The organism is Corynebacterium gottingense (assembly GCF_007559235.1).
Lineage (GTDB): Bacteria > Actinomycetota > Actinomycetes > Mycobacteriales > Mycobacteriaceae > Corynebacterium > Corynebacterium gottingense.
Window position 1 is genome coordinate 93,926 of the sequence record NZ_VMHH01000004.1, and the last position, 14,384, is coordinate 108,309.

The window sequence follows — 14,384 nt, forward strand, 5'->3', positions numbered from 1 at the left end:
TCCCCGACCCGGTACCCTGCAAGTGAGAAGCACGAAATCACGGAAAGGCGGGCGTAACCATGGCGCAGTTTGTTGATCGTGCGGTTCTGCACCTGCAAGCGGGCGACGGCGGGCACGGTTGTGTCTCCGTGCACCGCGAAAAGTTCAAGCCACTCGGTGGGCCGGACGGCGGCAACGGTGGACACGGTGGGGACATTGTCCTCGAGGTGTCGACCCAGGTGCACACGCTGCTCGACTTTCAGTACCGGCCGCATGTGAAGGCTGAACGTGGTGCAAACGGCGAGGGTGATCACCGCAATGGCGCCCGGGGCGAAGACCTCATCCTCCATGTGCCCGTCGGCACTGTCGTACGCAGTGAAGATGGCGAGATACTTGCCGACCTCACCGTTCCGGGGACGAAGTTTATTGCCGCAGAAGGCGGTTTTGGCGGGCTAGGTAATGCAGCACTGGCCACCGCGAAGAGGAAGGCCCCGGGGTTCGCACTGAAGGGGGAACCTGGTGAAGCGCATGATCTCATTCTTGAGCTGAAGTCTGTCGCAGATGTGGGCTTGGTGGGTTTCCCATCGGCCGGTAAGTCATCCCTCATTTCAGTACTGTCCGCTGCGAAGCCGAAAATTGCGGACTACCCGTTCACCACACTTGCGCCCAATCTCGGCGTGGTCGACGTCGGCGACGACACGTTTACCATCGCCGACGTGCCGGGACTTATTCCGGGTGCCAGCGAAGGGAAGGGGCTCGGTCTTGATTTCCTTCGCCACATCGAGCGAACCGCCGTGCTCATTCACGTGGTCGATGTTGCGTCACTTGAGCCTGGGCGCGATCCGATCTCGGATATTGAAGCACTCGAGGCTGAGCTTGATAGCTACGCCGAGGCACTCGACCACGATTCCGGGCTCGGGGACCTTCGCCAACGGCCAAGGGTCATCGTGCTGAACAAGTTGGATATTCCCGACGCGGCGGAGCTTGCAGAGTTCCTGCTCAGTGACATCAAGGACAAGTTTGATTGGCCGGTGTACTTCGTGTCCACAGTGACTCGCGCGGGGCTCGAAGAGCTGAAGTGGGCGATGTGGGACGTTGTGAAGAAGTCGCGTGACGCGCAGCGTAAAGCAGCTCGAAAGGCCGCCGGTGCGAGCGGCAACGCACTGGGCGCGGAGCCGCAGATCATCCGACCACGCGCAGTGGGGAGAAATGGGCGGTCCGGTTCCGGCATCACTGTCGAGCGCGATCCGCTGTACCCCGAGGGCTGGATTGTTACGGGCGAGAAAGCTGAGCGATGGATCCGGCAAACCGACTTTGACAACGACGAGGCAGTGGGCTATCTCTCCGACCGTCTGGAAAAGGCTGGTGTTGAGGACGAGCTCCGTCGGATCGGCGCCAAGGAGGGCGATACGGTCACGATCGGTGAAATCTCGTTTGATTGGGAACCGATGCGTGGCGGCGACCCGACACTTGCTGGCCGCGGTGGCGACGCTCGCCTCTACGACACGAATCGCGTCTCCGCGGCAGAACGCAAGCGTGCCTCGCAGGCTCGCCGTGGCCTGATCGATGAGTTTGATTACGGCGACGGTGAAGAAGCCGAGCGGAAGCGCTGGGAGGGCTAGCAACCCATGGCCTCTGAATCCCAGCTGCGTGCACAAATTGCTGCGGCGCGCCGGGTCGTGGTGAAGATTGGTTCGAGTTCCTTAGTCAATGAGGATTCGGCAGTCAGCACTGCGAAAATCGACGCGCTCGTGGATGCAATGCATGCACGTATGAGCACGGGAACAGACATCATCGTCGTCTCGTCTGGTGCTGTTGCGGCCGGCTGCAAGCCGCTGGGTCTGCACCAGCGTCCGCGCGATCTGGCGACCAAGCAGGCCGCCTCAGCAGTGGGACAAGTCCATCTTGCCCAGGCTTGGGGGTCGTCCTTTGCACGCTACGGGCGAACCACCGGCCAGGTGCTGCTGACGCAAGCAGACGCAGGGGCACGCGAGCGTGCGCGCAACGCGCAGCGGACCATTGACCGGCTGCGGCAGCTTGGCACCGTGCCAATCGTGAACGAGAACGATACGGTCGCCACGACAGAAATGCGATTTGGTGATAACGACAGGCTCTCGGCCATCGTAGCCACGCTGACTTCGTCGGACGCACTCGTGCTCTTGTCCGACGTCGACGGGTTGTATGACCGAAACCCCTCCGACCCCAATGCAACGTTCATCAGTGAGGTTCGCAGTGGCCGCGACCTCGAGGGAGTCGCTGCGGGCGACGGAGGCGCGTTCGGAACCGGGGGTATGGCGGCCAAAGTGTCGGCGGCACGGCTCGCGGCGCGGGGTGGGGTACCGGTGTTGTTGACGTCGGCAAGCAATATTGACCAGGCGCTCGGTCCGGCCGATTGCGGGACGGTATTCCATACACGACCGGAATCGAAGTTGCGGGCGTGGAAGTTCTGGGCGCTCTATGCTGCAGACGCAGAGGGCGTGCTGCGCTTGGACGCCGGCGCGGTTGACGCGGTGACTCGGGGTGGGACGAGTTTGCTCGCGGTGGGTATTACTGATGTCGAGGGCGATTTTCACGCAGGCGACATTGTAGAGATCCTCGGCCCTGACTCCGAGGTCGTTGGGCGCGGTGAAGTTGCATTTGATGCTGCAGAACTCCATGGGATGTTGGGCAAGCACACTACCGAGCTGGAAGAAAACAAGCGTCGGCCGGTAGTGCATGCGGACTACCTTTCTCAGTACGCGAGCCGCCTGTAGCGATTACTGTGGGGGCATGAAGTACGCATTTTTGCCCTCACCGTGGAAAGAGTCCGCGGACCACCTGCGCGCAGCTGGTCATGAAATGGTCGACCTTTCGGAGAACCCTGACTTGCTAATCTTCCGCGGCGGAGCGTCGGATTTCCCCGCTGAACTGCCGGAAAGCGTCAAGGTCGTGCAGATTGGTTACGCGGGTGTTGAGCAGCTGCTTGAAGCTGGAATTCTTGCCCGCCACGCTGGGTGCGGTGTCCGTTTCGCCAACGCAGCTGGAATCTACGACGACACGGTTGCAGAAGCGACGCTGGCACTGCTCCTCGCTGTGCTCCACCGCCACAAGGCAGTGTCTCGCGAGTGGAACCAGGAGCAACTCTTTGGCGAAACTGAGTACCTTTTTGACGCGAAGAAGCTCGCGATCATCGGCGCGGGTGGCATCGGGAAGAAGCTCATCGAATTTACCGCGCCGTTCGGCGTCGAAATTACCGCGGTGAATCGGTCAGGCCGTGACGTCAGTGGGGCTGATCGCACCGTTGCCATGGGGGATGTCGAAGCGATGGAAGTTGTGTGGTCCGAATCCGACTGTGTCGTTCTCCTGGCGCCACTGACTCCGGAAACTCGGCACTTGGTTGATGCCACGGTGCTGGCGAAGATGCGGAATAACGCGGTGATCGTCAACGTAGGGAGGGGAGCGCTGATTGATACGGAGGCGCTGACAACAGCCTTGCAAGACGGCGCTATTGCGGGTGCCGGATTGGATGTAACGGACCCCGAACCGCTGCCTGCAGACCATCCGCTCTGGGAGATGGATAATGTGGTGATTACACCCCACACCGCGAACATCCCGCGCTTTATGGCCCGCCGGGTTGGCGCGCTTGCGGCCAGAAACTGGGAGTTGTTTGCCGCAGGCGATTCGATGAGCACCGAAGTCGACGTCGAGGCGGGATATTAGGATGAGTGGACACACAACAGCGGATGGCACTGCCCAATCCGGTTACGAAACGGTGTCCGTGGAGGCGCTCGCGCGTGAAGCGAAGCGGGTCGCGCCGCTGCTTGCGAAAATATCGACCGCGGTGAAGAACCGCGTTCTCATTGCTGCCGCGGGTGCTCTAGTGGAGCGAGCGGACGAAATCCTGGCCGCCAACGAGAAGGACATCGAGGCGGCGCGCGCCAACGGTATGTCAGAGGCGATGGTGGACCGTCTGGCTCTCAGCCAACAGCGTGTCGAGGCGATGGCTGCCGGCCTGGACCAGGTGGCGAACCTCAGCGATCCCATCGGCGAGGTGCTCCGAGGGCATACGATGCCTAACGGCATCCGCATGCGACAGGTTCGCGTTCCACTCGGGGTGATGGGCATGGTTTACGAAGCGCGGCCCAACGTCACCGTTGACGCATTCGGGTTGGCGTTGAAGGCAGGCAACGCTGCGCTTTTGCGGGGCTCGAAGTCGGCGGTTCATTCCAACTCCGCCTTGGTGAACATTATCCAGGACGCCCTCCACCAGTTCGACCTTCCGCGCGAAACGGTGCAACTCCTGCCGTGTGAAAGCCACGATTCGGTGCAGGAGCTCATCACCGCGCGCGGTCTGGTGGACGTTGTCATTCCGCGCGGTAGCGCGGCGCTTATCGATGCAGTCGTTCAAAACGCCACTGTTCCGACTATTGAGACCGGTACCGGCAATTGTCACTTTTTCATTGACCGTGACGCCCAACTCGACGACGCCATCGCAATGCTTCTCAATGGCAAAACCCGCCGGTGCTCCGTATGTAACGCGACGGAGACAGTGCTTATCGACGCCGCGCTCCCGGACGCAGACAAACTCAGAATCGTCCAATCATTGCAGGAAGCGGGGGTGACGGTGCACGGCGACGTCGAAAAGCTTGGCGCGTTTCAGGCGCAAGGAATTATTGAGGCTACCGAGGCTGATTGGGCTGAGGAGTACCTTTCGATGGACATTGCGTGCGCCGTGGTTGAGAGCGTCGACGGTGCGATTCAGCACATCGCTGCGTACAGCAGCGGGCACACCGAGGCGATCGCGTCGCTGAACGCGTCGACGCTGCAGCAGTTTGCCGATTCGGTCGATGCTGCGGCAGTCGTGCTGAACGCTTCGACTGCCTTTACTGATGGCTTTGAATACGGAATGGGCGCAGAGATTGGTATCTCGACCCAGAAGTTGCACGCGCGCGGACCGATGGCACTTCCCGAGCTGACCAGCACAAAGTGGATCTTGGAGGGGGCTGGTCAGACCCGCCCGTGATCGTAATGAGACATTGGTGGCAACTGGCTATATGCTCATTGGCGTGTTAAATTCTCATGCCAATCTCCGCGCTCGCCTCTGCGCGATTGTCATCGCCCTGGTTGCCGCAATTACCGTTGTCGCGAGTCCGCTGAGCCCGACCCCAAAGGCCGAAGCGCAGCACCGATGCCCAGCCGTCGCCTTTGTTGCCGCACGCGGGTCCGGACAAAACGACCAGATTTTCCGCACAAGCTACTCCCCGCAGGCGCCGTGGGTGTCGAACGGCTGGGAAGGGCAGACGATCCGTGCCTTCCTCCGCCACGCTGAGGGGCGTTACGCGGCCACGCACGGCGGCAATTCCCTGATGAAGGATGTCGAAGTACTCGGCCTTGAGCCGCGTTTCTACCCGGCTGTGTACCCCGAGTATGAGGTCCCCAACGTCATTGCACCGACGACAGCGCTGCAGGCGTTTAGCCTCGCAATGCAATACTCCGTCCCCGTGCTCCGCATGGCGATGCGCGCCGGGAACGAGTTCCTCGACTCTGTGCAGGTTGGTCGCACTGGCGTGATGGCCATGATCAACGGGTACGAAGCCACGACGGGCTGCCACCCGCAGTACATCCTGTCGGGATACTCCCAGGGCGCGATGATCATGCTTGAGCACGAGCGTGAGCTCGCGCGGCGCGGCCAGCTCGCCGGTGTGGTCTACTTTGGCAATCCGAATACCGCTGCCGGTGACCCGTCCACCGTTGGCGTGCCGGGCGGTGGCGCGGGTGGCATTCTCGGATTCCTGCCGTTTAACTCCCGCACGGCCGCTGGCACTGGCAACCGCGTGAACTACTGCCTGCCCCTCGATGGTGTCTGCGACCTTTCCGTGCAAACGCTGCGCGCTTCTCAGGGAAACGGCGGTAATCACGGGCGCTACTTCATCTGGGGCTCCCGGTGGGACAACCAGGTATCGGACTCGTTCGGCAGGTTCGTGGACCAAGTCCGCTACTAGGCCAGTTGCCGCGGTCCGGTCAGAAAAGCGGAGTCATGGCATCATACGAACGACGTCCCGCGTACGCTAAGCAGCATGGACGACGCTTTTGCAGACTCGTTGGATGATGCCGCGCGCATTGGCATCATGGGCGGCACCTTCGACCCCATCCACCATGGGCACCTCGTCGCCGCGAGTGAGGTCGCGGACCGCTTCCAGCTCGACGAGGTGGTGTTTGTGCCCACAGGTAACCCGTGGCAGAAGGCGGGACGCACAATTACTGCCGCTGAAGACAGGTATTTGATGACGGTGATCGCCACAGCGTCAAATCCGCGGTTCTCTGTCTCTCGCGTCGACATTGACCGGGGAGGGCCCACCTACACGATGGACACGCTGCGTGATCTCCGCGAGCAGTTTCCCAACGCGCAGCTGTACTTCATCACGGGAGCGGACGCGCTGAGCTCGATTATGTCGTGGCGCGACTGGGAGCACATGTTTGAGCTCGCGGAATTTGTCGGCGTGACGCGCCCCGGTTACGAGCTCAGCGAGGACATGTTTCCGGAGGAAATTCAGCGGCGCGTGCATCTGATTGAGATTCCAGCAATGGCGATTTCATCGACCGACTGCCGGGAACGGTCAGGACAGGGGAGGCCAGTCTGGTATTTGGTTCCCGACGGCGTCGTGCAATACATCGGGAAGAACCAGCTCTACCAGTAAGTGGCACTTTGCGCGCTCATCGTGGGAGAATGGGGGCGCATTATTGTTATCAGCGAAAAGGAATTGCTTCTTGAGTGCAGCGCAGGTCTCCATCGATCAAGCCACGATTGCCGCTAAGGCGGCCGACGAAAAGCTTGGCACGAACATTGCCGTCCTCGATGTCTCCCAGGTCATGGGCATCACGGACATTTTTGTAGTCGTCTCTGCAAGCAGTGAGCGGCAGGTCGCGTCCATTGTCGATGAGGTCGAGTCTGAGCTCACTGCGGCTGGACTCGAGCCGAAGCGCCGGGAAGGGAACCGTGAGTTCCGCTGGGTGCTGCTTGACTACGGAAACTTTGTGGTCCACGTGCAGCGCGAAGCGGAGCGCGAGTTTTACGGCTTGGACCGGTTGTACGCCGATTGCCCGGCGATCTCGGTTGAGGGCATCGCGCCGTATGAGCGCCCGAGCGACTTCGGAGACGTTCGCGAGGTCGAAACCTTGGAAGACCTGCCGCTTGCCGGTGAGGTCGCGGAGGACGAAGACTAACGCTTGACGACGCCCACCCCGTCAGCAACCAACGTCGTTGATCCCCTTTTCAACGCGCCACATTGATTACGAGCAAAGGAGCGCCGATGCAGCGCCGGCTAATTCTGCTGCGGCACGGGCAAACTACATATAACGCGACCAACAGGATGCAGGGACACCTAGACTCCCCGCTTTCGGAGACCGGTTTGGCGCAGGCGCGGTCGGCTGCGGAATTGGTGGCCAAGCTCGGAGTGTCAAAGATTGTTGCTTCCGATCTCCAGCGTGCGGCAAATACTGCGCAGATCATCGCGGATCGGCTGGGGCTTCCCGTGTCGACTGATGCTCGGCTCCGAGAGACCCACCTCGGCGAGTGGCAGGGCAAGTCGCACGCAGAAGTCGATGCGGCCCACCCAGGTGCGCGGGCTCGCTGGCGCAACGATGCCGCGTGGGCACCACCAGAAGGGGAAAGCCGCGTCGAAGTTGCGCAGCGCGCGCGTCCGGTTGTTGAGGAGCTGCTTGCAGAATACGACGCGTGGGATGACTCCGCGGTGCTTCTGGTTGCGCACGGAGGGACGATCTCGGCGCTGACAGCGAACCTGCTGGGACTTGACGTGTCACAATTCCCATTATTTAAGAGCCTAGGCAATACAAATACAGCGCGCCTGTACGCGATGCCTGCCTATAGTGAGCCCGATGCCGGAATGCAGTGGTACCTCGAAGCCTGGAACCAAGGGCTGGTCGTGCCATGACGGTGCGCGTAGTCGTTGATTCTGCAGCGGGACTCTCGGAGGAGCTCCTGCGAGAGTTGGATATTGCCGTGGTTGACCTCCACGTGCTGGACGGGGACGAGGGGGCGTCGACAAGCGGACTCACCGCTATCGAGCTTGCTGCGTGCTACGGCCGCCAACTCGAGCGTGGAGGCGACGACGGCGTCGTCGCCTTGCATCTGTCGAAATCGTTTTCTTCAACGTGGTCCGCGGCTGTCCAGGCGGCGGGAGTCTTTCCTGGAAACGTGCGAGTGGTGGACACAAACGCTGCCGGTATGGCAGTTGGAGCCGCAGCGATGGCGGCGGCAACGATTGCACGTGAGGGAGCTGATTTGGACGAATGCGAGGAGATGGCACGGGCCACGATCGAGCGCTCCGAAACGTGGTTGTACTTGAGCCAGCTTGATGACCTTCGTAAGAGCGGGCGGCTTTCAACTGGCACGGCGGTGCTGTCTGCAGCACTGTTGGCAACGAAGCCCATTCTTCGGTTGCACGAGGGAAAATTCGAGCTGGCGGGGAAGACGAGGACGCAGACGAAGGCGTTTGCCAAGCTGGCAGAACTTGTGATGGAGCGCGCTGAGGACCTCCCTGTGTTTGCTGCGGTCCAACACGCCGAATGCGAGGACGCTGCTGAGCATTTGGCGGAAACACTCAGAGAGGTGCTGCCAAACGGGTCACGCGTACTTGTCGCGCCTCTGGTGGATGTGCTCGCAGTTCACACCGGTAGTGGGGCTATTGGACTTTCGGTCGTCTTCTCTTCGCAGGGACGGCCTGCGGCGTAATTCGCCTGCGTGATCTTCGTCGGTGCCCCACGGGCCAGATTCACTTACTTGCGATGTTGATCGAATAGTGCGTTTCCTCTTCCGATTGATTCGAATATTGCGTATTATCGCGATATGGAATCTTTAGCAAGAATTAAAGAACTCACTCGTCCGACGGGGGAAGAGGATCTCCTCAACGTAAAATATCCGCCGCCCCGCATCCAGGTGGCTCCAAAATATGCCATCAGCGCGGTGGTGCTCGTATTTCTGGCGGTCGGTGGGTGGGCCATCACCCGCCCACCCTCTCACAGCGAGTCTGTTCCCCAGTGGGAATCGACTGCAACTGAAGCAGAATCCAGTGGCCAAATCGTGGTTTCCGTGATCGGGCAAGTGGAAAACCAGGGGCTTGTCACGCTGCAAGACGGAGCCCGAATCGCGGATGCCGTTAACGTGGCACGGCCAACCGGTGACGCGGACATCTACCAGCTCAACCAAGCGCAGTTGCTCGTCGACGGCCAACAGATCCTTGTGCCAAGCAAAGGCGCGCCGCCGGTTCCTCACGAGCTCGGAGCTGGCGGTGCCCAGTCGGGCGGTGCGCCTCCGGCGGGTGGCGCAGGTGGGCTCGTTTCACTCAACTTCGCTACAGCAGAAGAGCTGACCAGTCTTTCAGGTGTTGGTGACGCCACAGCGGCGGCGATTGTTGCCCACCGGGAGTCAAACGGCCCGTTTGCCAAGCTGGAGGACCTCATGGACGTCAAGGGGATCGGCCCAGCCAAATTTGACGCCCTCAAAGACCAGATCACGCTGTAGCTATGCAGGAACTCCGACTCGCTCCGGCAGCCCTCGTCGTGTGGGGAGCAACCATCTGCTGCCTGCTCATCGGCCTGCTCCCCGCAGGCTTCTTTGTAGTGGCGACAGCATTGGTGTTTTTCTGTGCGCGGCAAAAGGGGCAGGCGATCTTGGTCGCCGGACTTGGCGCTGCATCCCTTATTTGTACGTCTCTGCGTATCCGTATTGCAACATCCTTTGCACTGAGCCACGAGGTTGGTCGCAGTGCAGAATTCCCCGCTACGGTGCTTGGCCAGCCTAAGCCGTTGAGCTCGGGCGGGTTCCTTACAAACGTGAGCCTTGATGGCTACCCAGCGAAGATTCCAGTCTTCGCACCGGAGCTGGATGACTCCGTCGTTTCAGGCGCAAGCGTAGCGGTATCTGGCCAGGTACGGGAGTCCACGTTTCCTGGGATCGGGACGGTGACAGTAAACGGCGAAGTGGACACTGTTGCTGCGCCGCGCGGTTTTGCCGCGTTTGCGCACCATGTCCGTGCGACATTTGGACAATCTGTGCAGGCAAACGTCGGGGATGCTGCGGGAGGCCTCATCCCGGGAATGGTACTTGGGGATACGCAATATCAAACCGAGGCGGAGCAACAGGCATACATTGACACGGGGCTGAGCCATTTGTCCGCGGTGTCCGGTGCGAACGTGGCGATTGTGACAACGTTTGCGATCGTCGTCGCATCGCTTCTAGGCCTTGGATTGCGGGGGCGCCTCATCGCCGCGGCGATAGCACTGTCGCTCTTTGCCGCGCTGATTGGTCCGGATCCGAGCGTGCTGCGTGCGTCTGTGACCGGACTGGTCGGTGTCGTGGCGGTGGTGGCGTCGTCAAGAGTCGAGCCCATACACGCGTTGTGTTTGTCTGTGATCGTCTTGATTTTTATCGACCCAGACCTGGCGGTGCATTTCGGTTTTGCGCTGTCCGTCGCGGCTACTGCCGGGATTGTCGCGCTCAACCCACTGCTTTACCGCGCCCTTGCAGTTACCGGGTGGCCGGACATTGTGGTTCGAGCGCTGGCTGTAGCAATTGCTGCTGACCTTGCGACGATACCAATCATTGCGCTGATGTCGGGACAGGTATCGCTTGTCTCGGTGGCTGCGAATGTCCTCGTCGCCCCAGTGGTTCCCCTCATCACGGTCCTCGGCTTGATCGCGGTGGTTCTCGCGTTGCTGCCAGGAGGCCTCGAGGTGGTGCTCCTGCGCGCAATGGAACCGTTCGCGTGGTGGGTCCACAAGGTCGCAACATGGGGATCGGAGATGCCTTTTGCGCTTATCGACGCCACGCCAGCGGCCGTACTCGTCGCCTACGGATGGATCGTCGCGGGGCTGGTCGCGGGACGCCCGAGACTGACGTTAGCCACAATTGTGTCGTTGATCCTCGTGATGCAGGCCCCCTTTTCCGGGCATGGTCGCACGCTTGATCCGAGGCAGCTTACTGCACACGTCGTAGAGAGCAAGGAAGACGTCGAACCAATTCCGGCAGGAACCCAGGTTGTGGTGGTGCTTGAATCCGGGCGGCCACACTCGCGGCCCGTGCAAACGGCATCTGGTATCCCGGTGCTGTTTCCCAACCGTGATGGTCCGGGGCGACTCTACGCCGATGGCACGCAGGAGCTTCGCGGTTCCGGCCCCTAAGATGGTGGACATGCTCAACCCCGTGCACCTCGTACTCGGTGAAGAGGCGTTTCTTGCGGAGCGCATCACCAACGAGATCATCGACCAGATTGGCCCTGCTGCGGAGGTCTCCACGCTGCGTGCAGGCGACGTCACCGAAGGCGAAATCGCGATGGCAACAAGCCCATCCCTCTTCGCCGAAGAACGTGTCGTGGTGGTGAAAAAAGCAGAAATAGCGGGAAAAGAGCCCACTCAGGTGCTCCTGAACGCGTGCATGGATCCTGCCCCGGGCATGACGCTCATCATCGAGCACACCGGCGGTGGGCGCCAAAAAGCGATGGTGAAGAAATTTCAGAAAATCGCTGAAGTACATCCTGCAAATCCGGTTGGCCCTCGAGACCGACCCGCATGGGTTACGTCCGAGTTTCGTCGTCACGGCGTTCGCCCGCATCAGGACGTCGTCGCCGCGCTGCTTGAATCTGTGGGATCTGACTTGCGGGAGCTGGCGTCCGCTGTCAGTCAGCTCGTGGCGGACACAAACGGCGAAGTCACGGTCGAAGCAGTCCGTCAGTATTACACGGGCGTTGCAGAAGTAGCCGGGTTCGATATTGCGGAACTCGCGCTGCAGGGCCGTGCGGACAAAGCGCTGGCGTCGACGCGCCGGGCGTTGCAATTGGGCACGGACCCTGTAGCTATTGCAGCGGCGTTGGCGTATAAGGTCGGCGACCTCGCAAAGTTGCAAGGGGAGCGTGGGGACCCAAATCAGCTTGCCAGGGTCGTCGGTATGCCACCGTATGGGGTGAAGAAGACCATGCAGCTCGCACGACGGTGGTCTTCTGAGGCAGTGTCGCAGGCCGTGATCATCGTGGCAGACCTGGACGCAGAGGTGAAAGGCAATGGCGGTATTCCCGAGTTTGCGGTGGAGAACGCTGTCCGCCGCCTCGCGCAGCTCGCGTGATAGTTTTTCGGTATGACCATTGAGCGCACGAGCAATCCTGCCCACCAAGACGAGAAAATTCCCGAGGAAGTGCGGGAATTTGCCACCAAGATGTTCAACTTGGCACGTTCCGGCGACGTATCGCTCTTGGATTACGTTGACGCCGGAGTGGATGTGAATCTGTCCAATCAGGACGGCAATAGCTTGCTCATGCTCGCCGCCTATTCAGGGCATGTTGATGTGGTCCGTGGGTTGCTCGGCCGTGGCGCAGATGTTGAACGCCTCAACTCCCGCGGCCAGAGCATCCTCGCCGGTGCGGTGTTTAAAGGCGACGAGGACATGGTGAGCGTGCTGCTTGCTGCCGACGCGAGCCCAGAGGCAGGGCAGCCTTCAGCGCGGGAAACTGCGCGTATGTTTGGCCGCGAAGATCTGCTGGGACCGACCGCATGATCGGGTTCGGGGACCTGGCTGTCATCGTCGGCCTGAACTTGCTCGGTGCGGCATCACCGGGGCCGGACATTATTCTGGTTACGCGGACAGGGACTCGGTCGCGCACCCATGCGTGGGCCACGACCCTGGGGACCCAAACTGGGGTGCTGTTGTGGTGCACGTTGACAGTGATCGGTGCGACTGCGCTCCTCAACGCATTTCCGTGGGCGCTCGAGGCCGTGCAGGTATTGGGCGGCGCTTTCTTGGCATGGATGGGGATCGGCAACGTACGTAGCGGTTGGGCAGAGAGGAGGAAGCCTCCTCCAAATACGGTTGAGGCTGCACGCCGACTCGGCACGCCACGGGCCAGCTACATTCGAGGGCTGACCACGAACCTGGCGAACCCGAAAATTGTTCTCGGCCTCTCAGCGATGATCGCCCCGCTACTGCCAGCGCACCCTTCGGCGCTGACGGCGGTTGTCGTTATCTTGGCGCTGTGGCTGAGCTCATTCGCGTTGTTTGCGGCGTATACCCAGGTCATTTCTACAGATCGCGTCCGGCGCCGGATGCTAGGGGCAGGCCCCTTCATCGACATCGGCGCTGGCTGCTTCTTTTTCGTCGTCGGTGTTGTGCTCTTTCTACGCGGCGCACTCGCATTGGGGCAGTAACGTGCAAGGCTGCGGCATAGTCCCCGCAGCACCGCTTTGGCGCCGCGTTAGAGCTCGTTGAGGACGAAATTGACGGACTCCGTCGTCGCGTCTGGGTTGGTAAACCACGTGTGGCCGCCACCGTCGACGCGCTCAAGCCGAGTGGGCGTGAGACAACTCGTGGGCTCAAAACTGGTGGAAAACGCTCCGGGGGTTTCAATGAGCTGCGTCGAGCAACCGTTCTTCCGGCCAAACGTAGCAAACACACGGTCGACGGGTTGAAAGTGCGCGCCGTGTCGGGTTCCGCCGAAATACCCCACGACGTCGTCGTTCGTCCCGTGCAGCAGGAGCGTCGCCACGTCGCCGGACGTGCAGTTGCTCACGGTCGGGTCGTAGTACGCACCGGCAGCCGAAGCAACTGCTTTGACCAATTCTGGTGCGTGGCACGCCAACGCGGCAGCCATGCCACCGCCGTTGGATAGCCCGATCGCAGCAACGTGGTCCCGCTCGCCACCGAAGTTGGTCGCAACATCGTCGATCGCGGCACGGACGAAGTCGATGTCGTTGTCCACAGTCGTGTCAGCGTATGGTGCGCCGCTCCAAGCATTGTTGATTCCTTGCGCATAGATAATGATTGCGTCACGAGCGACCGATTCCAGTCGCATGTATTCACGCGAGCGCTCAGCAGAATGCTGCCAACCGCCAAAGGCGATGATGACCGGGTAGGCATCGCCTTGGTGATAGTGGGCGGGCAGTACGACGTTGAACTCGCGGGTTCTACCGCCTGCCTGCACGGTGCGACGTCGGAGCGACCCTCCGCCTTCATAGTCACCGTCGGGAGCAGCGTTCTTCGACGACCCCTCGGTGCCCACAATCGGAAGCGCAACGCCCAGTACCGCGATGAGTGCGATGAGGACGCCAATGCGCTGCGCCACCACCGGATCTACCCCGGGAAGCTGAGGGAAAGCTCCGTTCAGGCCGCGTGGCCGGCTCTTGAGAAGCTCTTCTGCGAGCGACGCATTCGTGGCAGGCAGGACGCCGACCGAGGCGTCCTGCGGGCGGCTCTCCGCAGGGGTATCCGCAGAGGCGACGGCAGGGAAGCCGTCCTCCTCGCTGAATGCAACCGCGGTGCTGAGGGCGAGTGCAGTGGTCAATGCGGCCGCACTCATCGTTCGTCGCCACGATCGTGGCAGGCGCGGCGCTCGGGGATTGGACGATTGGGAAATGATCACCCG

At 61.2% G+C, this 14,384-nt stretch carries 15 protein-coding genes; 14 read left to right on the top strand and 1 reads right to left on the bottom strand.

Annotation, left to right across the window (positions count from 1 at the left end):
* The first annotated feature begins 59 nt into the window (after positions 1 to 59).
* The 14 genes from obgE (at position 60) to FPH17_RS06610 (ending at position 13,170) form a co-directional block, all read left to right on the top strand.
* Complete coding sequence (obgE, locus tag FPH17_RS06545; RefSeq protein ID WP_095537343.1) at positions 60 to 1,601, top strand: GTPase ObgE; 1,542 nt, start codon at positions 60 to 62, stop codon at positions 1,599 to 1,601.
* A 6-nt stretch (positions 1,602 to 1,607) separates the two neighbouring features.
* Positions 1,608 to 2,732, top strand: coding sequence for a glutamate 5-kinase (gene proB, locus FPH17_RS06550; protein ID WP_154879298.1), 1,125 nt, complete (start codon positions 1,608 to 1,610; stop codon positions 2,730 to 2,732).
* A gap of 16 nt (positions 2,733 to 2,748) precedes the next feature.
* Entirely contained in the window at positions 2,749 to 3,678 is a 930-nt protein-coding gene (locus FPH17_RS06555; RefSeq protein WP_154879300.1) for a D-isomer specific 2-hydroxyacid dehydrogenase family protein, read from the top strand.
* Position 3,679: 1 nt separating this feature from the next.
* Positions 3,680 to 4,981 (top strand): glutamate-5-semialdehyde dehydrogenase, encoded by a 1,302-nt coding sequence (locus FPH17_RS06560; protein ID WP_154879301.1) that lies wholly within the window; start codon positions 3,680 to 3,682, stop codon positions 4,979 to 4,981.
* 16 nt (positions 4,982 to 4,997) lie between these two features.
* Positions 4,998 to 5,960 carry a cutinase family protein gene (locus FPH17_RS06565; protein WP_240510701.1) on the top strand — a complete coding sequence of 321 codons (963 nt, stop codon included), beginning with the start codon at positions 4,998 to 5,000 and terminating at the stop codon, positions 5,958 to 5,960.
* Between the two features lie 75 nt (positions 5,961 to 6,035).
* Entirely contained in the window at positions 6,036 to 6,656 is a 621-nt protein-coding gene (gene nadD, locus FPH17_RS06570) for a nicotinate-nucleotide adenylyltransferase (protein ID WP_095275454.1), read from the top strand.
* Between the two features lie 70 nt (positions 6,657 to 6,726).
* Positions 6,727 to 7,182, top strand: coding sequence for a ribosome silencing factor (gene rsfS / locus FPH17_RS06575; RefSeq protein ID WP_095275455.1), 456 nt, complete (start codon positions 6,727 to 6,729; stop codon positions 7,180 to 7,182).
* Positions 7,183 to 7,268: 86 nt separating this feature from the next.
* The gene (locus FPH17_RS06580; protein WP_095537339.1) at positions 7,269 to 7,910 is read left to right on the top strand and encodes a histidine phosphatase family protein; all 642 of its coding nucleotides are present in this window, start codon (positions 7,269 to 7,271) and stop codon (positions 7,908 to 7,910) included.
* The gene (locus FPH17_RS06585; protein WP_154879303.1) at positions 7,907 to 8,710 is read left to right on the top strand and encodes a DegV family protein; all 804 of its coding nucleotides are present in this window, start codon (positions 7,907 to 7,909) and stop codon (positions 8,708 to 8,710) included. Before FPH17_RS06580 ends, FPH17_RS06585 begins: the two co-directional genes overlap by 4 nt.
* A gap of 114 nt (positions 8,711 to 8,824) precedes the next feature.
* A complete protein-coding gene (locus FPH17_RS06590) occupies positions 8,825 to 9,499 on the top strand; it encodes a ComEA family DNA-binding protein (protein WP_095537337.1) in 675 nt (224 codons plus the stop codon).
* A gap of 2 nt (positions 9,500 to 9,501) precedes the next feature.
* On the top strand, positions 9,502 to 11,157 hold the full coding sequence (locus FPH17_RS06595) for a ComEC/Rec2 family competence protein (RefSeq protein WP_154879305.1): 1,656 nt from the start codon (positions 9,502 to 9,504) through the stop codon (positions 11,155 to 11,157).
* 1 nt (position 11,158) lies between these two features.
* Positions 11,159 to 12,094, top strand: a complete 936-nt coding sequence (gene holA, locus FPH17_RS06600; RefSeq protein WP_095275460.1) for a DNA polymerase III subunit delta — start codon at positions 11,159 to 11,161, stop codon at positions 12,092 to 12,094.
* A 12-nt stretch (positions 12,095 to 12,106) separates the two neighbouring features.
* Complete coding sequence (locus tag FPH17_RS06605) at positions 12,107 to 12,523, top strand: ankyrin repeat domain-containing protein (protein ID WP_095535413.1); 417 nt, start codon at positions 12,107 to 12,109, stop codon at positions 12,521 to 12,523.
* Entirely contained in the window at positions 12,520 to 13,170 is a 651-nt protein-coding gene (locus FPH17_RS06610) for a LysE family translocator (RefSeq protein WP_095275462.1), read from the top strand. Before FPH17_RS06605 ends, FPH17_RS06610 begins: the two co-directional genes overlap by 4 nt.
* Positions 13,171 to 13,217: 47 nt before the next feature.
* Here FPH17_RS06610 and FPH17_RS06615 read toward each other — a convergent pair whose 3' ends face one another.
* Positions 13,218 to 14,303: a CE1 family esterase gene (locus FPH17_RS06615; RefSeq protein WP_238397106.1), complete on the bottom strand. Its 1,086-nt coding sequence runs from the start codon at positions 14,301 to 14,303 to the stop codon at positions 13,218 to 13,220.
* Positions 14,304 to 14,384: the final 81 nt, after the last annotated feature.